The sequence below is a fragment of the Mesorhizobium sp. WSM4935 genome, from assembly GCF_029625735.1.
Classification (GTDB): domain Bacteria; phylum Pseudomonadota; class Alphaproteobacteria; order Rhizobiales; family Rhizobiaceae; genus Mesorhizobium.
On the sequence record NZ_JARTVR010000003.1, the window covers coordinates 107466 to 131134 of the forward strand.

General features: G+C 64.2%; 15 protein-coding genes and 1 tRNA gene. 7 read left to right on the forward strand and 9 right to left on the reverse strand.

Features of this window, described 5'->3' with window-relative positions; translation table 11 throughout:
- The first annotated feature begins 222 nt into the window (after positions 1-222).
- From P9273_RS08535 to mgtE, 5 genes are all read left to right on the forward strand, one after another.
- On the forward strand, positions 223-2043 hold the full coding sequence (locus tag P9273_RS08535; protein WP_278048498.1) for an extracellular solute-binding protein: 1821 nt from the start codon (positions 223-225) through the stop codon (positions 2041-2043).
- 107 nt (positions 2044-2150) lie between these two features.
- Complete coding sequence (locus tag P9273_RS08540) at positions 2151-2831, forward strand: DsbA family oxidoreductase (protein WP_278048499.1); 681 nt, start codon at positions 2151-2153, stop codon at positions 2829-2831.
- 252 nt (positions 2832-3083) lie between these two features.
- Positions 3084-3485: a DUF6252 family protein gene (locus tag P9273_RS08545; protein WP_278048500.1), complete on the forward strand. Its 402-nt coding sequence runs from the start codon at positions 3084-3086 to the stop codon at positions 3483-3485.
- Between the two features lie 357 nt (positions 3486-3842).
- On the forward strand, positions 3843-5732 hold the full coding sequence (locus P9273_RS08550; RefSeq protein WP_278048501.1) for an ABC transporter ATP-binding protein/permease: 1890 nt from the start codon (positions 3843-3845) through the stop codon (positions 5730-5732).
- A gap of 280 nt (positions 5733-6012) precedes the next feature.
- On the forward strand, positions 6013-7377 hold the full coding sequence (gene mgtE / locus P9273_RS08555) for a magnesium transporter (RefSeq protein WP_278048502.1): 1365 nt from the start codon (positions 6013-6015) through the stop codon (positions 7375-7377).
- A gap of 135 nt (positions 7378-7512) precedes the next feature.
- On the opposite strand, the gene P9273_RS08560 is transcribed toward mgtE, so the two are convergent.
- The 4 genes from P9273_RS08560 to rpiA form a co-directional block, all read right to left on the reverse strand.
- Complete coding sequence (locus tag P9273_RS08560; RefSeq protein ID WP_278048503.1) at positions 7513-8658, reverse strand: serine hydrolase domain-containing protein; 1146 nt, start codon at positions 8656-8658, stop codon at positions 7513-7515.
- A 20-nt stretch (positions 8659-8678) separates the two neighbouring features.
- Positions 8679-10067 carry a glutathione-disulfide reductase gene (gene gor, locus P9273_RS08565; RefSeq protein WP_278048504.1) on the reverse strand — a complete coding sequence of 463 codons (1389 nt, stop codon included), beginning with the start codon at positions 10065-10067 and terminating at the stop codon, positions 8679-8681.
- Between the two features lie 117 nt (positions 10068-10184).
- A complete protein-coding gene (locus P9273_RS08570) occupies positions 10185-10802 on the reverse strand; it encodes a DUF2059 domain-containing protein (RefSeq protein ID WP_040994802.1) in 618 nt (205 codons plus the stop codon).
- 21 nt (positions 10803-10823) lie between these two features.
- The gene (rpiA, locus tag P9273_RS08575) at positions 10824-11519 is read right to left on the reverse strand and encodes a ribose-5-phosphate isomerase RpiA (protein ID WP_278048505.1); all 696 of its coding nucleotides are present in this window, start codon (positions 11517-11519) and stop codon (positions 10824-10826) included.
- A gap of 159 nt (positions 11520-11678) precedes the next feature.
- On the opposite strand from rpiA, the gene gph reads away from it, so the two are divergent.
- Positions 11679-12359, forward strand: coding sequence for a phosphoglycolate phosphatase (gph, locus tag P9273_RS08580; RefSeq protein WP_278048506.1), 681 nt, complete (start codon positions 11679-11681; stop codon positions 12357-12359).
- 63 nt (positions 12360-12422) lie between these two features.
- Here gph and P9273_RS08585 read toward each other — a convergent pair.
- From P9273_RS08585 to P9273_RS08600, 4 genes are all read right to left on the reverse strand, one after another.
- Positions 12423-12497, reverse strand: a tRNA-Val gene (locus P9273_RS08585).
- A gap of 111 nt (positions 12498-12608) precedes the next feature.
- Positions 12609-12779: a hypothetical protein gene (locus tag P9273_RS08590; protein WP_167449170.1), complete on the reverse strand. Its 171-nt coding sequence runs from the start codon at positions 12777-12779 to the stop codon at positions 12609-12611.
- 99 nt (positions 12780-12878) lie between these two features.
- A complete protein-coding gene (locus tag P9273_RS08595) occupies positions 12879-14402 on the reverse strand; it encodes an MBL fold metallo-hydrolase (RefSeq protein WP_278048507.1) in 1524 nt (507 codons plus the stop codon).
- Positions 14395-18072 carry a S8 family serine peptidase gene (locus P9273_RS08600; RefSeq protein ID WP_278048508.1) on the reverse strand — a complete coding sequence of 1226 codons (3678 nt, stop codon included), beginning with the start codon at positions 18070-18072 and terminating at the stop codon, positions 14395-14397. Before P9273_RS08600 ends, P9273_RS08595 begins: the two co-directional genes overlap by 8 nt.
- Before the next feature lie 533 nt (positions 18073-18605).
- On the opposite strand from P9273_RS08600, the gene P9273_RS08605 reads away from it, so the two are divergent.
- The gene (locus P9273_RS08605) at positions 18606-19289 is read left to right on the forward strand and encodes a Crp/Fnr family transcriptional regulator (protein ID WP_040994812.1); all 684 of its coding nucleotides are present in this window, start codon (positions 18606-18608) and stop codon (positions 19287-19289) included.
- Between the two features lie 138 nt (positions 19290-19427).
- Here the strand turns inward: P9273_RS08605 and P9273_RS08610 are convergent, their stop codons facing one another.
- Positions 19428-23654 (reverse strand): cytochrome P450, encoded by a 4227-nt coding sequence (locus P9273_RS08610; protein WP_278048512.1) that lies wholly within the window; start codon positions 23652-23654, stop codon positions 19428-19430.
- Between the last annotated feature and the right edge of the window lie 15 nt (positions 23655-23669).

Genomic DNA, 23669 nt, shown 5'->3' on the forward strand with positions numbered 1-23669 from the left:
AAATGAGGCAACAGGATGACTTCGGAGCGCGTGTTACACTGCCAGCGGCGCCGAATCCAGCCCGGTTTCCGCGATTTCTTCCCGGTTTGATGTCCGTGGGGAAGAGTGCGATCGGCGATGGAGCGGCTGAACCCGATTCCCGTTGGCGCGCCGATTCAATCGGCTGGCGAAATGCTCTACGGTGCGTGGCGAATCACAAAGCCGCCCGGCAAGGAGACGGTCATGGACCGCGTTCTCGTTCGGCTGATCGCCGCGACGTCGTTTCTGGCTCTTTCGCTCCTTCCGGCACAGTCGGAGCCGAAACACGGCATCGCCATGCAGGGCGAGCCGGCGCTGCCGCCCGACTACAAGCATTTCGACTACGTCAATCCGGACGCGCCGAAAGGCGGAAGCGTCACCTATTGCGTCGTCGGCTCCTTCGACAATCTCAACCCCTTCATCCTGAAAAGCCTGCGCACCACGGCGCGCGGCATGATCGATACGGTTTACGGCAATCTCGTCTTCGAGCCGCTGATGCAGCGCAACTATGACGAGCCTTTCAGCCTCTACGGGCTGCTGGCCGACAGCGCCGACATGGATCCGGATCGCAAGACCATCGAGTTCCATCTCAACACCGACGCAAAATGGTCGGACGGCCAGCCGGTGACGCCAGAGGACGTGCTGTTCACCTACGACGTCTTCGCCGAGAAGGGCCGCCCGCCTTATAGCGACCGCATGAGCATGATCGCCAAGCTGGAGAAGACCGGCGAGCACAGCGTGAAGTTCACCTTCAACGACAAGGCCAACCGCGAATTCCCGCTGATCGTCGCGCTGACGCCCATCGTTCCCAAGCACGCCTTCAACAAGGACACCTTCGACAAGACCACGCTGAAGCCGCTGATCGGCAGCGGCCCCTACACCGTGGACAAGGTGCTGCCGGGGCAGCGCATCGTCTTCAAGCGGAATCCGGATTACTGGGGCAAGGACGTTCCGTCGAAACGCGGCTTCGACAATTTCGACCAGGTCACCATCGAGTATTTTCTCAACGCCAACGCCAAGACGGAAGCGTTCAAGAAAGGCATCTGCGCCCTCGACGACGAGACCGATCCGGTCAAGCGCGAGCGCGACATCGACTTTCCGGCGTTCCAAAGGGGCGACGTGAAGGAAGAATATTTCAACACCGGCATTCCGCCGGTGGTGACCGGCTTCCTGTTCAACACCCGGCTGCCTAAGTTCTCGAACCCGGTGGTGCGGCGCGCGCTCGGCATGCTCTATGACTTCGAATGGACGAACAAGAACCTGTTCGGCGGCAAGTTCAACCGCACCATGAGCTATTGGCAGAATTCCGAGCTGTCCGCGCTCGGCCATCCGGCCGACGACCGTGAAAAGGCGCTGCTGGCCCCCTACCCGGGCCGCGTGCCGCGCGACGTGATGGACGGCACCTGGCGTCCACCGGTCACCGATGGTTCGGGCCAGGATCGCAAGGTGCTCAAAGCCGCTTTCGAGCTGCTGAAGAGCGCCGGCTTCCATGTGCAGAACGGCAAGATGCTCGACCCGCAGGGAAACCCTTTCAGCTTCGAGATCCTGACTTCGTCGCAGGATGAAGAGCGGCTGGCGGCCATCTATCAGCGCACGCTGGAAAAGATCGGCATCGACGTCGGCATCCGCACCCTCGACGGCGACCAGATCCAGTCGCGCAAGCAGCGTTTCGACTTCGAGGTTCTGATCGGCACGAGCGGCTTCAGCAATTCGCTGTCGCCGGGCAGCGAGCAGCTTGGCCGCTGGGGATCGGTTGCCGCGAAAACGGAAGGATCGTTCAACCTCGCCGGCGTCGCCGATCCGGCGATCGACGCCGCGATCGACGCGATGCTGAACGCCCGGACCAAGGAAGACTATGTCGCGGCGGTGCGTGTGCTCGACCGGCTGCTGATCTCCGGCAACTACATGGTGCCGATGCAATACAACACGCAGCAATGGCTCGCCTACTGGAGTTATCTGGAACATCCGCAAAAGACCCCCATATTCGGCTATCAACTGCCGACCTGGTGGCGAAAGCCCAACTGACGCCAGAGCATGATGCCGAAAAGTGTGAAGCGGTTTTCGGACGACATCATGCTCCATATCTCTTCGACAGAAAGCCCAAACCAATCGGAACCAAACAGGAGACGAGCATGAGCGCCGAGAACTCCATCACCGTCGACGTGGTGTCCGATGTCGTCTGTCCCTGGTGCTTCATCGGCCAGAAGCGTTTGGATAAGGCCATTGCCGCGGCCGATGTCGACGTGCATGTCCGCTGGCGGCCGTTCCAGCTCGATCCGACCATCCCTTCGGGAGGCATGGATCGCCGCCAATATATGCTCGGCAAGTTCGGCAGCGAGGAACGCATCCAGCAGATCCACGCACGCATCGAGCCGCTCGGCGAAGCCGAGGGCATCCATTTTGCATTTGGCGCCATCAAGGTCGCCGCCAACACGCTGGACGCTCATCGCGTTATCCGCTGGGCGGGCGCTGCCGGCGAGGACGTGCAGAACCGACTGGTGCGCAGTCTCTTCCAGCTGAATTTCGAGGAAGGCGCCAATATCGGCGACCATGCCGTGCTGGTGAAGGCCGCCGGCGAAGCCGGCATGGATGCATCGGTGGTCGAGACGCTGCTGCCCACCGATGCCGATGTCGATGCCGTCCGCAACGAGATCGCCACCGCCTCGCGCATGGGCATCACCGGCGTGCCCTGCTTCCTGCTCGAAGGCAAATACGCGGTGATGGGCGCGCAGGATGCCGACACGCTAGCCGACGCGATCCGCCAGGTGGCTCAGGCCAAAGCGCGCGGCGAGTTGGAAACCATCGCAGGCTGAGCGTTCTTCCACACTCTTCCGGATGGAACGCGTCGCGCACCTTCCTGGATTACTGTTACGGAGCAGTCGGCTCGCCGCACACGATCTGGTGAATCGCCCTGAGCACGGCGCTACGCTAAGATCCGTGAAGATTTAGCTGATTTGAGGGGGCACCGAATGGCGGTCAGGCGTCGCGCATTGTTGCTGCTGTGCTTGCCTTTTGCCTTCGGCCTTCCGCTGACATTGCAGCACGTGTCCGCCGAGGAAGCCGTCATGTCGGCGACTTTTGAAGGCAAACCCTGGACTGCATCCTTTACCCTGGCCCAGACCATGCACATGGCCGGCAGGCCGATGCTGAACCTGTCGGGAACCGAGCAGGGCTCGCCGACCAAAACCTTCAATTCGATGCTGGTGCTCAGAGATCCGAACGACCTTGCCGGCAGCTATAAGCTCAAGGCCGGGGCGGCCGCGAGCAGCGCCAATTTCAATATCCTTGATTCCGGCGCCATGGTCGGCCATGTCCGTTTCGCCAGCGGCGAGATCGTCATCGACAAATACGACCCAGCCGCAAAGACCATTTCCGGTCATTTCAGCGCTTTGGGAAAAGACGAATCAGGCAAGCCTGGAGAGCTCACGGAAGGCAGATTTTCGGGCATTCCCGTCACCGAGCAGTAGCCATTTCGGCCGATCGGCACCTCTTTTTCGTTCACAAACCCGTGTTTTCTGCTTCCCTTGGGGAAGCTTTCAATCGGCTGGCTCAATTGCCCTTAACACGCTGGAATAAAAGCCGAAATCAGCGCACCGAATGGTCTGCCGGCACCGACTCTCTGTTGCCCATGTGCCACGGCGGGTAACCGTGTTCACATTCTCCGCCAGAAAATTAATGGAAAATGATCAATTGGTGTTACCCTGTGTAACAAAACTAAGAAAGGTTTGGGCGGGATCGTGATTCGCGTCGGTAGACCGCGACGTACAATACCGGAGCCAATATCCAGCGAGGCAAAGACCTCGTCCCTGACGCCGGTATCGTCGATGCGTACATTCTGGGGGCTGATGCGAGCCTACTGGTTTTCCGACCGGTGGAAGGAAGCCTGGACCCTCACCCTCGTTATCGCACTGCTGACGGCGCTGTCCAGCAAGGCCGGTGTCTGGTTTGCCATGGCGCTGGGCGAGTTGGGCAATTCGATCGCCTTCCTGCACGACGCGGCCAATACCCATCCCTTGCAGACCATCCTGACCAATGCCGGCATATTGGTGCTGCTGGTGGTGCTGAAGGATGCCGGCCTTACCGGTGTGCGCAATCTCGTTTCGACGACTTTGCACCGCAAATGGCGGGGCTGGCTGAACAACCAATTCAACCTGGCCCTGCTCGACGGCAACCATACCCATTTCCATGCGCAGCACGGCTCGGTGGCGGGCGGCATCGTCGCTCCAGACAACATCGATCAGCGCATCCAGGAATCGATCAAGGACATGACCGGCGGCGCCATTGGTCTCGCAATGGGCGTGCTCGGCGTGGCGACGTCGCTCTATTTTATCGGTGAGAACCTGATCGGGTCATCGGTTGAGGTCAAAGGCCTGGAATTCCTGGGCAGCTACGGCACAGCAGTACTGGCTTTCCTTGCCGTCGCCACCTACGTGCCGTTGAACACCTGGATCGCGGTCAAGCTCGGGCGATTGCTCGAGCGGCTCAATGTGCGCATGCAGCAGGCCGAGGGCAGCTACCGCAGTGAGCTGACGACATTCCTGCGCCGCAGCTTCCATGTCGCCGCCTCGCATGGTGAGGGCGTGCAAAAGTCGATGCATGACAGGCTCTATATCGATATCGACAAGACGTGGGGGCGGCTCAACATCGTCAACACCAGCTACACGTCGTTCGAGCTGATCTACAATTTTGTCGGCGCCCGTATCGTTGCCTATGCACCAGGGCTCGTGTCGTTCATCCATAACCGCCTCGACTACAAGGGCTACATCACCGGCTCCGAAATGGTCGCCCAGTTGATCAGCCAGTGCTCGTGGTTCATCCATGTGATGCCTGCGATCGCGACGCTGAGGGCCAACAGTCAACGCGTGACCGAACTCGCCGAGGCCATCGAAAACGTCCAGCACCCGCGCGAATTCTATCAGCAGACCGGTCGCTCCGACTTCAGCTACGCCAGCCAGAATCCGGTGTTCGGCCTGACCATCCAGAAGCTCGAACTGGCGCATCAGGGCGAAGATGCGACACCCTTCCTCAGCGCCGCCAATTTGCGCTTCCGCCGCGGCGAGTGGACCTTCCTCAAGGGCGAGTCCGGCTGCGGCAAGACTTCGCTGATCAAGGCGATCAACGGCCTGTGGCCCTACGGCCGCGGCACCATCGTCTTCCCCGAGGGCGTGACGAGTTTCTACGCCGCGCAGGAGATCAAGCTGCAGCAGGTCTCGCTGAAGCAGCTCGTGTGCCTGCCGGGCTCAGAGAGCGATCATAGCGATACGCAGGTTGCGGCCGCCCTGCACAAGGCCGGTCTGGGCGACTTCATCGGCCACTTGGCCGACGAAAGCCGCGAGGGCAAGATCTGGGACCAGGTGCTTTCGGGCGGCCAGAAGCAGAAGCTGGTGGTCGCGCGCATCATCCTGCGGCAGCCGGGACTTCTCTTCCTCGACGAAGCGACTGCCGCGCTCGATCCCGAAGGCAAGATAGCCTTCCACCAGGCGATCAAGGACAATTGCCCGAACGTCACCGTCATCAGCGTCATGCACGAAGCGGTGCCGCCGCGCTCGCTGTCGGGCGAGGAATTCTACCACAGCGTGGTTTCGATCTCCGAGGGCGTGGCCACCAAGAAGCCGCTTGCTCCCAGCCTGCCGCGCGAGCTCACCACAATTCTCTCCCAGCCTCGGCCGGTCGAGGACAAGTGGCTGCGCTTCCGCCGGCTGAAGCAGAAATAGCAGTCATACCAAGCCTTTGATCGGTGACGGTGCCCCGGCTTGAGCCGGCCTCGATCACAGTCTCGCGATCCGGCCTCCCCGCATTCATTTTAAGCGCCCTTCGCGATTGACTCGGCCAAAACCGCTTCTATGTTGCGCCCGCTCGCCAAATTCAAACTCGAACCCCGCGAGCAGAAAGGTCAATCCGCCATGCCTGGCGACAGTCACAGTCGAACGCAACCGCCGTCCGCCCTGACGTGACCTGATGGCTCACGTCCTGCCGGACGGCAAGGAGTGAGCCATGAACGAATTCGCACCCGTATTGGACGACGAAGCCGTCGCCGTCGCCCGTGTTCTTGCCAACGATCACGTCGCCGACGTCGTCGAAGCCCTCAACCACGAGCCCCGCGAGACAGTCATCGAGCTGCTCTGCGCCGTGCCGTTCGAGCGGCTGGTCGAGATCTTCGACCAGCCGGAACTCGAAGCGGCACCCGAGCTTGCCGAGGCCCTGCCGCGCCCGAAGGCAAGCAAGCTCCTGACCGCCATGTCGGTCGACCGCGCGGCCGACATCCTGCGGGAGCTGGACGAACCGGCTCGCTCGGAGCTGCTCGGCGCCTTGGCGCCGCCGTTGCGCGCGACGCTGCTGTCCATCCTGGGTTACCCGGAAGGCAGCGCCGCCTCGATCATGACGACGGAATTCGTCAGCGTGCCTTCGGACTGGACCGTCGGCCGCACGCTCGACTACATCCGCAAGGTCGAGCGCACGCGCGAAACGATCTACGCCATCTACATCGTCGATCCGGACACGCAGCTCCTGCTGCGTTCGACCGGCTTGCGCCGGCTGATCACCGGCAACCCGGAAGATTCGATCCTGTCCGTGGCGCCCGACCGCGCGCCGGTGACGGTGACGCCGCTCACCGATCGCGAGAACCTGGCGCAGACGATCTCCAAATACGACCTGCTCGCTTTGCCTGTCGTCGACCACGGCAGGATCCTCGGTATCGTCACCGTCGACGACATCATCGACACGATGATCGAGGAGACGACCGAGGACGTGCATCGCTTCGGCGGCATGGAGGCGCTGGACGACCCCTATATGAAGATGGGCTTCCTCGCCATGATCCAGAAGCGCGCCGGCTGGCTCTGCGCGCTGTTCCTCAGCGAGATGCTGACGGCCAACGCCATGCAGAGCTACGAGGGCGAGCTGGAAAAGGCGATCGTGCTGACGCTGTTCATCCCCCTGATCATGAGTTCCGGCGGCAATTCCGGCTCGCAGGCGACGTCGCTCGTCATCCGCGCGCTGGCGCTGCGCGAGATCGGTTTGCGCGACTGGTGGCGGGTGGCGCTCCGCGAGCTGCCTACCGGGGTGGTGCTTGGCTCCATACTCGGCATCGTCGGCATCTGCCGCATCGCGCTCTGGCAGTATTTCGGCTTCTACGACTACGGTCCGCACTGGATGCTGATTGCGGCGACAGTGGGCGCGGCGCTGATCGGCATCGTCACCTTCGGCTCGCTGTCGGGATCGATGCTGCCCTTCGCGCTGAAGCGCATCGGCTTCGATCCGGCAAGCGCCTCGGCGCCGTTCGTCGCCACGCTGGTCGATGTCACCGGGCTGGTGATCTACTTCTCGGTAGCGCTGGTGATCCTTCGCGGCACACTGCTCTAGGCTTGCGGACATTACCGCCGCCGACACTCGAGCAATTCCAGAAAAGTGCGGAGCGGTTTTCCGTCCGGAATTGCGACGAACAAAGGGATAGAGCGGTTCTTCTAACCGCTCTATCCCGCGGCGGTCCACTTTGTCTCAGACGCCGTATATCGCGTCGCGTACCGCATCCGGAAATGCACCGGCCATGCCGGCGATCGCCGTATTGGTGAGCATCACCACCGTGAGACCTTCCGACGGGTCAACAAACCACGAGTGACCGTAAACTCCGCCCCAGCGCCAGGTCCCGACTGCCTGCGGCGTCTGCGCGGCGGCCGGGTCGCGCAGGACGGCAAATCCCAGCCCCCAGCCCCAGCCGGCCCGTGTCGTCTCGATGCCGACGATGGCGTCGGTCGTCATCGCCCGGACGGTTCCGGGCCGAATGACAGGGCCTCCTTCGGTCCGGATCGTTTCGAGAAATGTCAGCACATCGCCAGCGGTACCGTTCATGCCGGCGCCGCCCGAAGGAAAGGACGCCGGGTTGAAGGCGCGCGCCGGAGCAAACGAGATCAGGCCGTCGCCAAAAGGCACGAGATGATGCTCGCCCATTCTGACAGCGCCGGACGGATCGTCGGCATAGGGAACGGCCAAGCGCTTCTCCTCGCGCACGCCAAAGCGGCTGTCGCTCATGCCGAGCGGTGTAGCAACCAGGCGATCGACGAGATCCGGCAACGAGGTGCCGGCTGCCCTGGCCATCACTTCGCCCAGCACGTCCATCGCCACCGAATAGGCCCAGGCTGTCCCGGGCGCGTAAGCAAGCGGCACCGAAGCGATGCGCGCCAGGTTGTCGGCCATGGACAGCCCCGGCTGGTCCAACCCATCCGACACATGCGAGCGCTCATAGGCGTTGCCGGCAGGCTGGGCGAAGCCATAAGCAAGGCCGGCGGTATGCGTGAGCAACTGCCTCACTGTAATCGTCGGCTCTTCGCCGCCAGGCATCTTCGGGCGGAACTCTGGAATGAACTTGGCGATCGGATCGTCAAGCGCGAATTGGCCGGCCTCGACCAGAGCCAATGCCGCGGCGGCCACGATCGGCTTGGTGACGGAGGACAGCCGGAAGATGGCGTCCTGCATCATCGGCTTGCCCAGTTCGCGGTCGGCAAGGCCGAAGGCGCGGCGGTAGAGCACGGCGCCGTGCTGCGAGACCAGGATCACGCCGCCGACGACGCGCTGCTCCTCCATGGCCGCACCGATGACGCGGTCGATGCGTAGGCCGAAATCGCGGTCGAGCGGAGCGGCGGACAAGGTCGACTCCGGAGCGATCGCTAGACCCGTTCGCCGTTCTTCACGCGATAGGTCGGCTTGTACATCGTCACCAGTTCCTCGGCCGCGGTCGGGTGCACGGCCATGGTGCGGTCGAAGTCCTCCTTGGTAAGGCCAGCTTTCAGCGGGATGCCGAGAAGCTGCGCCATCTCGCCGGCATCGGGGCCTAGAATATGGGCGCCGACCACCTTCCTGGACGCGCCGTCGACCACAAGCTTCATCAGCATCTTCTCGTCGCGGCCGGACAACGTATGCCGCATCGGGCGGAACGAGGCGCGGTAGATCTCGACGTCGGGAAAGCGCTTGATCGCCTCGTCTTCCGATACGCCTACGGTGCCGATCTCCGGCTGCGAGAACACCGCCGTCGCAATGGTGTCGTGGTCCGGCGCGGTCGGATTGTCCTTGAAGGCGGTCTCGATGAAGCACATCGCCTCGTGGATGGCGACCGGCGTCAGCTGCACGCGATGGGTCACGTCGCCGATCGCCCAGATGTTGTCGACATTGGTGCGCGAGTACTGATCGACCACGATCGCGCCCGTCTTACTGAGTTCGATGCCGACGCCTTCCAGGCCCATATTCTCGGTATTGGGAATACGCCCGATCGCCAGCATGACCTGGTCGACCGTTAGGGTTTGGCCGGAAGACAACAGCACGTCCAGCCTGCCCTCCGGGGTCTTGCGCACCCATTCCGAAACTGCGGGGCAGAGGATCTTGATCCCCTTTTTCTCCATCGTCTCATGCAGCGAGCGGCGCAGATCCATGTCGAAGCGGCTGAGGATCTCCTGGCCGCGGTAGACCAGGGTGGTGTCGACGCCCAGACCGTGGAAGATGTTGGCGAATTCGACGGCGATGTAGCCGCCGCCCTCGATCATGATCGCCTTCGGCAGCTCCTTCAGATCGAAGGCCTCATTGGAGAAGATGCAGTATTCGTGGCCTGCCAGCGCCGGATGCGGCGCTGGCCGCCCGCCGGTAGCGATCAGAATCTGATCGGCGCTGACGGTGCGATCTTCGGCGACCAAGTAAACCGAGTGCGGATCGACCAGCACGGCGCGCGAGTGGAAGGTCTCGCCGCCGGAGCCTTCGACATTCCTCTTGTAGCTCGCCTCGAGCCGCGCGATCTCCTTGTCCTTGTTGGCGACAAGCGTCTGCCAGCCGAAGCTCGCCTCGGGCACGGTCCAGCCATAGCCCGCGGCGTCGGCGAAATGTTCGGGAAACTGTGAAGCGTAGACATAGAGCTTCTTCGGCACGCAGCCTCGGATGACGCAGGTGCCGCCGAACCGGTACTCCTCCGCAATGGCGACCCGCTTGCCGAGGGAGGCCGCCACCCGGGCCGCCCTCACCCCGCCAGAGCCGCCGCCGATGACGAACAGATCATAGTCATAAGCGGCCATCGCTTGGGCTCCTGCGGATGAGAAAAGACGGGTCACAGGTAGGCCGCAAAGCGGCAAAAGAAAAGCCCGGGCGAACCCGGGCTTTGTGGTCCAGCGGCTGCTGGCCGGCGATGCGGATCAGTTCTGCGAGTCGTCCGCAGGAGCTGAATTGTCGGCGGGAGCTGAATTGTCCGCCGGAGCGGAACCATCGGCCGGCGCCGTGGCGGCCGGAGCCGGTGCTGCCGGCGCCTTGGCCTTGGCCGCGGCGGCAAGCGTCTCGCCGACCTGCTGCGCCAGATCGCGGGCTACGCCGTTCTGCCAGATGTCGGCGGCCTTCACGAGGTCGCGCGTCACCGCGGGGCCGCTGTCCAGCAGCTTCTTGCCGGCTTCCGAGCTGTAGAAGGTGGCGATGTCGTTGAGGTCTTTCTCGGAGAAAACCTTGGCATAGGCCATGGCCGCCTCCTTTTCGAGGTCGGCGCGCCGCGAGGCAAGGCCGAGTGCTTTCTCGGCCACGGTCTTGCCGATCAGCTCCTGCATGTCGGGGTTCTTCTGGATGAGCTGCGACTCCAGTGCCGCAGCCGCCTGCGGCAGGATGTTGTCGAAAGAGTCCGTGGCGTGGATCGCCGCGACCGCAGCGCGAGCGGCCTTCAGATGCGATTCGCTGATATCCTGCGCAAATACCGGCGAGGACAGCGCAAGGACGGCCGAGGCCGCCAGAAGCATCGAAAGGCGGCGAACTCGTTTAGGCAACATCATGGTCGATAGAACTCCCTGGTTTCAGGCTGCATGGACGGTTTCGATACCGTCGCCGCCGGCGATGATGGCCGTTGACGCCAGCCCGATGAATAGACCGTGCTCGACAACGCCCGGAATGGCGAAGAGAGCATTCGAAAGCGCTCTTGTATCCGGAATGCGGCCAAAAGATGCATCGAGGATAAAGTGGCCGCCGTCTGTAACAAATGGCTGCCCCCCCGTCATCCTCAATGTAACCGGGCCGGAAAGGCCGTGCTTTGCCGCGGCGGCCCCGATCGCTATCTGGGTGGCGCGCAGGCCGAATTTGTTGACCTCGATCGGCAGCGGGAAGCGGCCGAGGGTCTCGACCAGCTTGGACTTGTCGGCGATGACGATCATGCGAGCGGACGCCGCCGCGACGATCTTCTCGCGCAGCAGCGCGCCGCCGCCGCCCTTGATCAAGGTCAGGTTCGGGTCGACCTCGTCGGCGCCGTCGATGGTAAGATCGAGTTCCGGCGTGTCCTCGAGCGTGGAGAGCGGCACGCCGAGCTCGCGGCAGAGTGCCGCGGTGCGCTCCGAAGTCGGCACGCCGATAACCTTGAGGCCGGTCGACACCTTCTCCGCCAGCAGCCGCACGAATTCTTCCGCCGTGGTGCCGGTGCCGATGCCAAGCCGCATGCCGCTGCCGACATGGGCGAGCGCTGCCCGCGCGGCTTCGACCTTCAACTGCCTTGCATCCATGGGGACCCCGATTTCGCCGGTTTCGCGCGCCTCCTAGCATTTTTGCCTGCCCCGTCAAAGGCCGTCAAAGGCCCCCGCTGTGGACCGATCGAGGCTTCTTGCTTGAACCCGGCCCTCCCTGTATCGGCTACGGCAATTCAATCGCCACAGGAACCTCCCATGCCGCGCCCGATCATCGTCTTCGACCTGGATGGAACGCTGGTCGACACGGCGCCCGACCTGCTCGACAGCCTCAACCATAGCCTGGCGGCAAGCGACCTCGCCGCCATCGACGAAGCCGGTTTCAGGCGCTTCGTCGGCCATGGCGGCCGCGTCATGATCGAACGCGCGCATGCCGCGCAGAACAAGGCGCTGGCGGCCGAGGAGCACGACCGGCTCCTCAAGCTGTTCCTCGACCATTACACGCTGAACATTCCCGGCAAGTCCCGCCCCTACCCCGGGGTCACCGCCGCGCTCGATCGTTTCCAGGCCGCCGGCTACCTGATGGCTGTCTGCACAAACAAATACGAAGCGAATTCCGCGACGCTGATCGGCGCGCTTGGCATGTCGAACTATTTTGCCGCGATCTGCGGCCAGGACACATTCGCCTTCCGCAAGCCCGACCCGCGCCATCTCACCGAGACGATCCGGCTCGCCGGCGGCGATCCGAACAGCGCCTTGATGGTCGGCGATTCGCAAACCGACATCGACACCGCCAAGGCGGCCGGCATTCCCGTGGTCGCCGTCGATTTCGGCTATACCGACCGCCATGTGCGCGAATTCGAACCGACTCTGGTGATCTCGCATTTCGACGCGCTGACGCCGGAACTGGCGGAGCGGCTGATCGCAGCGGCGCGCTAGGCTCGCAACGCTAACTAAATTGGTGGAACTCGTGGGATCATCCAACTTTTTCAGAAGGTTGGATGGTGGGCGATGCAGGGATTGAACCTGCGACCCCACCCGTGTGAAGGGTGTGCTCTCCCGCTGAGCTAATCGCCCGCTCGTCGCCCGAAGGCCAAGCGAGCCGCGATATAAGGGAGGCAGGCTCTCGAAGTCAAGGCGATCTGCCGACGATCTTTCAAGGCCTCCAAACCTCGATCAGGCAGGCGCCTAAATCAGCCCCCGTCTCACATTCATGCGCGTCACCGCCGTCACCAATACGGCGCCGGTCATGAAATAGAGCGTGGCGATGATGTGGCCCTGGTGGAAATGCAGCCCGGCAAACAGCAGGGCAGTAACGACGGCAAGGAAGGCGATGACGCGGGAGAAAGCATCGGGCATGGGGCGACCTTGTGCAATGTGTTGAGTGGCCGCCCTCATTCAGCCGCTCGCTCCATAGAGCGGTTTTTGGTTTTTCGCAATCGGCTCGGCGGCGAACGCTCAGGCCAGATCCACTTCCACCCACAGCCCGCCCGGCCCGCATGCCGCATCGCGGGGGGCGCTGCGCACTGCCTGGATTGAACCGGCCGGCACGGCAAAACCCGGCCTTCCGTTCTTGTCCGCCAGCCATGGATCATCGGCGCGGATGACGCGGCCCCTCGTCTTCGTCTCGAGCGCGGTCAGGATGCCGTCATAGGGCATTTCGCCCCAGTGGACTTTCAAGGCGTCGCCCTTGTTGGTGGGGACGAAGGCCGAAAGGTCCGCACTGGTCAGCAGATCGAAACCCTGTTTTTCCGGCGTGGCGTTCTGGCTGCCGTGATGGGCGACCTTGAGATAGACGGTGCGCGCCAGAAGATCGGCCGACGTAACGGTGCCCTGCCCCACCGGCCATGTCAGCTCCTTCCAGCTCAGCCAGTTACCGATCTGAGCGTCGCCTGGGAACAGCAGCACCCGGCCGCTATCGATGAACTCGAAGGCAAGCACCAGGCTGGTGTTGTTGACGCCACGGTCGAGCTGCAGCGCAAGGTCTGCGGCGATCCCCATCCAGTCGGCGTCGACGCGCCGCCACGACTGGTCGCGGTCCTCCATAGATGCCGCGCCCGAAACCGGCCCGGAATAATGTTTGCGGACAAAGGCGCCGACATCGATGGCAGGATCGCTGCCCTTGTCACCTTGCAGCGCTGCGGAAAGCGGCGTGCCGACATTGCGCTCGAACGGACTGAGCTCGTCGACGTAACCGACATCGGCCGCCTCGTTCATCTTAAGGCCGCTCACCAGCGCCCGCGCGAACGGGCCGCCGCCGGCCAGCGGGAACATCTCGCTCGCCTTATCCTCCAGCCGCAGCGCCGCCTTGTCGCGCGGCGGGCCGAGCACATAGACGCGCAGGTTGGGCAACGCGTCGATCGTCACCGGCGGGCCACCGGGCTCGAAATAGGTCGGCGACGGCTTTTGCGAGAGCTTGGCCGCCGCGTCGCGGGCCGAGCGCACCCGCTCGCCCGCGGCGCCGAACTGGAAGCCGAGCACGGACTGCAGGCCGTCGCGGATGCCGGCCATATAGGCGCTGAGCCCCTGCATTCCATCGAGCTTCTGGCCCACGCCTTGCAGCGCGGCGATCGCCTGGCCCTTGAACTTGTCGAGTTCCGCGGCCCCTGCATCCGCAGGATTCTCCGTCCATGCCATCCAGACATCGGCGACGGCAAAATCCTTGAAAAGGTCCTTCGCGGTCAGAAAGCCGGAGACATGATCCCAGTGTTCGTGTGTGACGACGAGAATGTCGATCTTGCCGCCGGTCTCCTCCTTGAGGTCGGCGACGATGTCGGCGACCAGCGCCGGGCCGCCCGCGATCGAAACATGGATGCCGCAATCGATGAGCATGCGGAAAGGCTTTCCATCCGCCCTCTTGAAGGTAAGCAGGTGGCAGTCGCCGATGCCCTGGCAATAATGCCGCACGGTAACGCCCGATGCCGGCGCGACCGCTGCGGCGGTTTTTGCCGGCCTTGTCCTCGTCGCCGGCTTTCTAGACATGGTCGTCGTCTCCGTCGCTGGCATGCAGCAGGGCAAAGGGCTCCGACACTTCGCCGCCGAAATAGAGCGCCCGCAGCGGCGACAGATAATTGGCCGCCATTGTCCCGGCCTGGCGCTTCTGCCGGTCCGTGCTGCCGGTATTCTTGATGATCGAGTAGCGGATCTCCTCGAACCCCTGGCGCGGGTCGATGATGATCGTGGCGCCGCCGCGGAACCAGAAGAAGCCGTCGCCCTTGGCCATGCCTTGCGGCATCGCCGTGCCGTCCGGCGCAACCGGAATGCGCTGCTGAATGACGGCCACCACCTCGACGCGGAACGAGCCATCCGGCTCGACGCGACGCGTCGGGCGCACGCTGTAGATGTCGAAGGTCGTCTCGCCCTTCTTCGGCGCACGCATGATCGTGCCGTCCTCATTGTAGCGCGGCAGATCGGGCAGCAGGCCGAACTGCTTGTAGAGATCCGGATTGGAGGCGAAGGCCCTGTGCATCGCCTTCCACAGCGCATAGCGGTTCTTGTCGTTGAGCGCGAAGATCTCGGCCCGCTTCAATTTCTGGTTCCAGCCGAGGTCGATCTTGCTGAGCAGACCCTTCAGCCAGGAAGGCGACGGATCCTCCGGCGCGCTCCAGGCAAGCGTTTCCTCCGAGATGGTGCGGACGTCGCGCGGCAGAAGCTTCCATTTTCGGAACGATTCCAGGAAGGCCAAGCGATAATGGAGCGGATCGTCCGGATAGGCGTCGCGGTCGGCGGTGATCAGGGCGCGCAGGTATTCGCCGAAGGTGATGTCGACGGAAGGGCAATAGTCGAGCGCGCGGATGCACATGGTCAGCATCTGCCTGGCGGTCTTGGCGACCTCGTCGGTCAGGCGCTCGACCAGGCTCGGATGCAAGGTGCCCGCCGGCAGGATGCCGGAGCCGCCGGTGGCAAGCTGGATCAGGTCGTCAGTGCGCCGGTCGGCGATGGCCAGGAAGGCCTGGTAGACGGCGAACACCAGGATCGAGCCGCGATCATGCGCCTCGAAGGTCTTGTCGTAGTCGAGATCGGCCATGCCGGCGCCGCCATATTCGCGCAACGGCCCGGCCCTGCCGCTGCCTTCCCCGAACTGCTTGGCGATACCCGAAAGCAGCGAGGCGGCCGACAATTCGCCTCTGGCCTTGCCGATTTCGAAGCTGACCAGTTCCTTGAGCGTAAAATGCTGGAACAGCGCGACGATGTCGGCGAAGGCCTCGTGGAAGGCCGGCACGTCCGGGTTGGACGCTTCCTGGAAGCGGCGATGCAGCCCGTCGAGCAGCGCGTGCGACATCTCATGCGCGACGATGTCGCTGGATAGGCACGAGAACACCGTCGTTCCGGGCGTGGTGACGTCGCCCTCATTGCTGGTTGCCGGGAAATAGCCGAACAGCAGCGCCTTCTTTTCCGGGCTGTAATAGGCATTCTCGGCGCGCAGCGCATGCGGATAGATGCGCAGGCGCGGCACATAATGCGCTTTAACCGTCATGTCGCCGGCGCGGCCGGGAGCCTCGGCATAGTGCGGCGCCCACAATGCCCGCCGGCCGAGCGCGCGCTCGAAATGGCCGATCGTGGTCATGGCGACGGCGTAGACCATCTGCTGGTGGAATTTCGGATTGCCTTCCGAAGGCGGCAGGCCGTCCTGCGCCAGAAGCAACTTGTCGTTGAGATCGACTGGGTCGTAGACGCGGTCGGACGCGGGGTCCACATCGATCACTTCCAGATATTCGCCGATCGGGCCGGGCAGCAGCGGCCTGTCGGTGGCGGGCTCGTCGTCCCACGGCACCGAAAGCGTCGCCTGGTAGACCGAAACCGAATCCAGCCGCTTGGCGACCGACGGATCGAGCGCGTAGATGCGCAGGCGCCGTTGCGGCGGCGGCAGCGGCCGCGGCTTGCGCTTGATGGCCGGCGCAGAGCCTGTAACCGGCGCAGGAACGGCGGCGCTGGCACCTGGCCGGCCGAGCAGACTTTCCAGAAACGTCTTGAGCGGCTTTGACGGATTGCCCTGGTCGAGCGCCGCTTCCAGAAAACGGTTGCGTGCCGCCGCCGAAACCTGATCCGGATCGCCATCCGGGTCGGCGATCGTCTGTTCGATTGCCGTCGAGCGTTGCGCCATCTGAGTCAGCTCCAGCGCAAACATCATCCGTTGGCGCAGCGTCGCCGGCGATGGCGGCGCCAAAGAATTCCCGCCGGTCAGAAGGTCGAGCCAGCTCCATGTGTAGGTAGTGGGAGCAAGCTTCGTCAGGGTCCCCGCCGCCGGTGGCAGGATGTCCAATGCGTCGAGTGCCCGCAACACGCCCTGCCCGATCTTCTCCTTCGTCTCCGCCGCATTCATCTTGGCCGTCGATTTCGAGGCCTTCGCGAACAACGCCTTGCGTACCGCCTCGATGCGCATCCAAGGCTGCGGGTAATTCTTCACCACGTCCCAATGCTCGGCGAGCCAGAGAGCTGCCGCGGCGGCGACCTGCGGGGTCGCGGCCGAGGTGCCGCTGCCGTCCATGTCAACCACCTTGCGGCAATCGATCTCGGCCCAGGGCACGTTCGGCGTATAGGCGCCGAGCGCCGTGTTCATCTTGGAAGGCGGCCCGTAATTGCCTTGCATGGTCCCGAGAGCGAGCCCGGCATAGGCGCGCCCGTCGCCCATCACGCCGCATGCCGCAAGCACTCGGTTGTAGCGGGCCGGATAGACGATGCTGCGCGGCGTGAAGGTGAAATTGTTCCCGGCCGCAGTGACCATGACCAGGCCGTGGTCGTAGGCGAGGTTGACGGCGTCGACCAGAGCCTGCGAGGCGAGGCCGCCCATGCTCATCGACAGCACCTGCGCGCCCTGCTGGCGCGCATAGTCAATGCCTTGCACCATCGTGCCGGTGGTCAGCCGCACCACCCAGTCAGCGATGCGCACCGGCAGGATCTTCGCCAGCGGCGCGCCGCCGACGAAGTCGGTGAAACCCGGCCAATGCGGTGAAGTGCCGTCGAGCTTGTTGCCGGCAAGCAGGCTCAGCGTGCCGGTGCCATGGCCGCGATTGCTGGTAAGCGTGCCGGCCGGGGCGTGGTCGGCCGCGTTGTCCGGACCGGTCCCGTCGTCGACGAAGTTGCGCTGCTGCGCCGCAAGAAGTCCGGCCGGCAGGGTCTGGTGGCCCGGATCGAAACCGGTATCGAGATGGGCGATGGTGATGTTGGTCTGCTTGGCGCCCACCCTGTTGCGAGCCGCCGCGAACTGGCTGAAGTCCGGCGCGGCGTTCCAGGCGATGCGCCCGGCGACCACCGCCTGTCCGCCCTGTGGGTCCTGATCGTCGAACGCGCAGACGGGACTGGCGCTTGCCGCCATGCCGCGGTCGCCGGCGCCGTTCCTGTACTCCCATTGCTGCACGATATCGGGCTCGACCGCGAGCACCTCGCTGCCAGCGGCCGCAAGCGCCGGAGTTCGGGCGAGGAGATCGTGAGCGTGGTCCCAGGGATTGTCGGTATCGGCGGCATCCGTGGCCAACCGCAACCAGGTGGCGCCGCGATCTCCGGCCGCGGCCGGACCTGCGCCACCGACACCAGGCGGCAGGGCAAGGATCGGTTCGGCTTCGATCCCGCCAATCCGGAGCGGCCCGCCGCGCACCGCGAGTCCCGCGCCGTCGCCACGAACTTTGACAAGGAGTCCCTTCGCGGCAGCCATGGCACGCCCCTCCCCAAAGTGAACCATGACGCCGACCGTCCGCTCCAGTCAAGCCAAGGTTCGGCCATGCTTCGATTGATCTCTTTGCCGACTAGGCAATCATGCAGCCTGTCATTCGAAGCAAAGCCGACCGAGACATGAGCCCACATATTTCAGGAACGACAGTCGCTCCGGCGGCCATGCATATCTGTGAGCGCCTTCACATACGCCATACAGGGCTGCGTGCAGATATTGCACCGGATTCTCAAGCAGAAATTTCGATCACCTAGCCATTTTCAGATTTGCTGTCTGCGCGCATGGGGCACCTCCCACCCAAGCGCGCGGACGGCGTTTCCAAGATCGGCCCGCAACCGCCAGTGCGTCCGGTCTCCTTGCAGTTTGCCGGCTTGCCCAATTTCGGCGCGTCGGGCGTGACATCGGAACGTCTTTCCGCCGCCTGCCGAATTCGGTCAGCCACCATAGAAGGAGACGACGCTTTGATCGAGCACGCACTTATCCTACAATTTCCGCTTAACGAGAGGCGGAATCGTATCATGGCTACAAACGGCGCGGACGACAGGAACCTGCCGCGCCTGGCGCGCATCGACCCGCGCCAGTTCGACCTGCTGTTCAGCGGCTGCAAGCTGGAGCGTTATGCCGCCGGCCAGCATTTGTTCGTCCAGGAGGATGCGTCCGACCGCATCTACGGCGTGATGAGCGGCACTGTCGAGATTTCGATCTATTCGCCGGGCGGCCAGAAGCTGGTGGCCAATATCGAGCTGTCGCGCAGCCTGGTCGGCGAGATCGGGGCGCTCGACGGGCGCCCGCGCACGGCGACCGCCATCTGCCTCACCGCCTGCGAGCTGGTTTCGCTGAGCCGGACACAACTCTTTGACCGCATCGAGAAGAACCCGCCTCTCGCACGCGCGATGATCGAGTTGCTGTGCGCAAGGCTGCGCTGGGTCAGCGGCGAGCTGGGCGACCAGGCCTTTTTCGGCATCGAGGCCAGGCTGGCAAAGCGGCTGGTGTTCCTGAGCGGCGTCATGGCCGACGCCGCGGGCTGGATTCCGATTTCGCAATCGGAACTCGGCGAGTTCCTCGGCGCCACGCGCGAATCCGTCAACAAGACGCTGAACGACTGGCGCAACCGGCAGATGATTGCCATCAAGCGCGGCGGGTTGCGCATCACCAACGTCGCCGCGCTGAACCAGATCGCCGAATCGCAGGACGACGACTGAACGATCAGGCTCGGCGGGTTCGCCGTAGCAGGCTCAGCGGGTTCGGCCTAGCAGACTCGGCGGGTCGCCGTAGCTGTTTGGTGACCTGCTCCGGTTTCCATGATCTCGACGGCACGACGAAGCGCCTCGGCCTTTCGGTCACAGCCGCGAGATCAGATAGCGCAGCGCCGAGCGGCTCGGCATGAAGAAATAGCCGCCGCCCTTCGTGGTTACGAACTGGGGCACATCCTTGAGCACGGTGACCTTTTCCCAGGACGGGATCGAGAATCGGCCGCCGCCGCCGCGCGCGCCGATCGTCGGATCCGTTTCGTCCACCAGGCCCTGGAACGAGTTCGACGAGACCCATGTCTGCTGGATGAACTCGTACTGGCGTTCGATATCGGCATTGAGGCACATGAAGAGCAGTCCCTTCTCGGTCTTCCCGCCCTTGCCCTTCTTCTCGTAGGTGCGGCCGACGCGCAGGATGCGGTGGCGCTTGCCGATCCTGATCTGCGTCCCGCGGTCCTCACCGAGCGAGTCGCGCGGGTTGGAACGGCGTATGTGGGAGCCGAGAGGACAGGCGTGCCCTTGCGGGTCTTCGGCGCCGAGCGCGAAATCATTGTCGACGCCCCGGCCCGGACGCCCGTTCGGATTGCGCACCAGCGAGCTCCCGTCCTGCCAGCGGCCAAGCATTTTTGCCGCCACCCAGCGCGGCGTGATGGCCGCGTCGCCGGTCTCAGCGGCGGCCTGAACGGCGGCCTTCCGGCAATAATCGTCGAACAGTTCGACGTGCTGCTGGAACTGGCGCACGACGAGGAAGGTGCCGTTGCGACCGAAATCGCGGGGCGGAGGCGGCTGCCCGGGAATCTGACGGTTGCGCCGCACCTGCGACAGGATCCCGGTGCGGTCCAGCGCCGCCTCGACCGACGGCGAAGCCGGGTAGAAGCCATTCTCGTCGCGATAGCCGAACAGGAACTCGCCGGGCGCCACGAGATGCATGGGCGCGGCTCCCTTGGCGGCGCGCGCCGTGCCCCGAACGATCGGCTGCGAGACGCCGTCGACGAAACCGAAATGCTCCACCGCCCGCTTGCCGTCGCGCCGCACCATCAGCGGCAGCTCGGCGGTCACCGACATGCCGGCGCCTGCCGTCTGCCGTTTCATGGCCGCGATCTCGGCTTTCAACATGGCCGGCGTCTCGGCGTAGCAGACGATGACAACGTCGACGGGGTTTTGGGGCGAGCCCCACTGCCATTTGTCCGGAGCGTCAGGACCGGTATCGTTGAGGATGCGGCTGCGCTCGGGCGTTCCCATGCCTTGGCGGAAAGCGACCGGGAACGTGTCCAACGGCTCGTCGTCGACGCCGCCTTCGAGCCCCAGCCGGCGCAAGCCGTTGGGACCGAACGCCACCATCATGGCGCGGCCGGCGGGCACACCGTCGCCGAAGCTGGTTTTTTCGATCAGGGCGTTGAGCCACGCCTTGCGCTTCGCCGCCGGCAAACCCTCCGGTACCCGGATCCCGAGCATATGCGCATGGCCGAGCGCCCCGAACGGCCCGAAGAAGATCGACTGGATTTCCCCGGATTCCAATTCTTCGAGCGGCGCGGACGGGGGTTCAGCCAGACTGGTCGCGTCCGCCGGCCGTGCTTGCGGGCGCGGCAGGGAGCCGAACAGGCTCAGCCAGTCGCGCGCCTCGTTGCCGGTGGCCGAAGCGATGCCGCGTCTGATCCTGGAGTTGATGCGGATACGGGTGGTGTTGAGATGCGGATAGGCGCTGTACCAGAACAGCGTCGGCACCTGCTGGCGCCGCGCCCAGCGCTTGAAGCGGTCGCCGTCGCGCGCGCCGTCGAGGAAGAGCCAGCGCGTGCGCGGATAGCCTTCGGTGTTGCTCCATACGCCGGTCAGGCCGGCCGAGGCCTTGGCGATGAAATCCTCGAGATAGCTTTCCCAGCTGCCGCCGTAATTCGAGAAGAACACCAGCTTGTCGGTGCCGGGCAACAGCACCCAGCGGGCGAAATGAATGGTGTTGATGGTGGCGAGGAAGCCCGGCCTGAACACTTTCTGCGCCGATATCGATATCAGATAGAAGGAGAGCCGCAGCGCCAGCCGCCGCAAGATCCCCGGCTTCATCGTCGAGATCGCCGTCAGGTTGTTTTGCGCGGTGTGATCCTCCTTGGCGAGGATCTTTTCGAGCGCGCCGATATTGACCGGGGTGTTCGCCGGCCGGTCCTTGTCCTCGAGCCGCCGCAGCGCCAGGAAGCAAAGCCCGACGAACAGGAGGAAGATGGCCAGCAGGCCGAGCACCGAAAGCAGAAGCGCGGCGCCGGCAATCGCGATATTGGCGAAGGTGACGCCATGCGGATTACCGAACACGAGCACATAGGTCATGCGCCAAAAGGCAAGAACGACGACCGCCACCGTGGCGAACATCGCCGGGGTCAGCAGCGTCGTCGTCAGCGCGCGCGCCCAGTGGCCCGGCGGCCTTTCCAGCAGGCTTTCGGCGGGCTCGAACGCCCAGCCGAATTGCCCGAGGCAGCGCACATGCCGGCGCGCTTCGGCAAGCACATCCATCGCATTGCCGTTGCCCGCGCGCGGCTTCTCGACGATCTCACGCACGCTGTCGGCGAGCTTGGCCTCGGCCAGGATCCGCCGCACGGAATGCCCCGGCGTGCCGGAGAAAACCAGCCCGGCGGCGCTGCCGAAGGAAGGCGATATGTCGATATGGTTCCTCTTCAGGAAGTCTTCCAGCGGGCCGCCGTCCGGGAGGCCGCAGACGTCCCTGAAGATCGGCCGCAACCGGTGACCGATCGATTGCGCGACGGCGGCAATGACATCGTCGGTGCTGCCATCGCCCGAGATTTCGAGCACCAGCGCGCCGGTTTCGCTCCCGGTTTTCTCGTCCCTGCCGGTGGGAGCGACGGCCAGGCTGGTGAAATGAATGGTGCCGACCCTGTCGAGCGCGGCGCTGAGCTCGCTGACCGCCGGATTGCCGAGATCCGCGACCTTGTCGCGCACCGCATCGAGCGGCACCGATCGGGTGATCGGGCAGACCACCGTCACCATCGACTGATCGGCGGTGCGGCAAAGCGGCGAGCGCTCGAAATGGACCTTGAGACTCGCCGGATAGGCGCCGACATTGACCATCTTGCCGGCCCTGCCCCGCGCGCGGGCAAGCTTCGGTTTGCTGAACAGGGCGCGGACGCATTCGCCGATCTGGATGCGGGCGATCTCGGCGCCGATGCACAGATGGATGCCGTAGCCGAACACCATGTAGTCGCGATGCGGGCGCGACGTGTCGAACTCGTTCGGCCGCTGCACGATCTCCGGGTCGAACATGGCTGAAAGCGTTGCCGGCATCACCACCGTTCCGGCCTTGACCAGGCGCTCGCGGCGCGTGCCCTTGCCGATGACCGCGTCACGCCTGGTGTAGCGCCACGGCCCGATCCAGATCGGTTTGAAGCGCATGGCCTCCATGACCGCGCGGTCGAGCTTGCCGGTATCGCCGGTCGCGATTGCCTGATCGACGGCTTGCCGCGCATCGCTGCGCGACAAGATCACATCCAGGCAGTTGCCGCCGGCAAGCACATTGGTCGGCACAAAGCCGGCGACCATGCCGAGCATGATGGAATGGATGTCGGGCAGCGACAGGCGCCCCTGATCCATCAGCCCGACGAGACGGGCCAGCGGCCGGTCGTCCTTGCCCGACCTTTCCCTGATCGCGGCGATCGAGCGGTCTATGACCTTGATCAGGCGATCGCCGCCGACCACGGCGAGCTGGCGCGTGGTGGGGTTTGCCGTCGGGTCGGAGAAGAACAATGCGCTGAGCGCGATCGACCAGTCGGCGAATTCGGTTTCATCGTCGATCTCAAGGCCGAAATAATCGCGGCAGATGCGCACCGGCACGATCTTCATCAATCCGGCAATGGCATCGAAGCCGGGGCTCGCGCGGGTCATGATCTCGCGCGAGTGATGCTCGGCGATCGGCCTGACGGCGGCTTCGACTTCCGCCGGCGGGAACGCGCTCAGCACCGCCGATTTCATCTGTCGGTACGCGGCGCCGTCCTGCATGCCGAGAATGAAATTCGAGCCCCGGGCGAGTTCGGCCATTTCCGGCCCGTAGGGCGTCTCGAACTCGTCGCCCCGCTCCAATATGTCGCGAACGTCTGCGCCCTTGGTGACGAGCAGGAAATTGCCGAAGCCGAAATTCGGCCAGAAACGGCGCAGCAGCGCCAGCAGCCAGCGCGGGTCGCCAAGAAGGAAGCCGGCGATGCGGGAAGCAATGCCGCTCTTGGAACGCAGGCGGTTGATGTCGAAAGGCGGCATCTCGGCGACCGGACGCTGGCTCTTCTGAGCGGCGCGGACGGCGGCGAAGTACTTCAAAGTGATCATCGCGTTCAAGCCCCC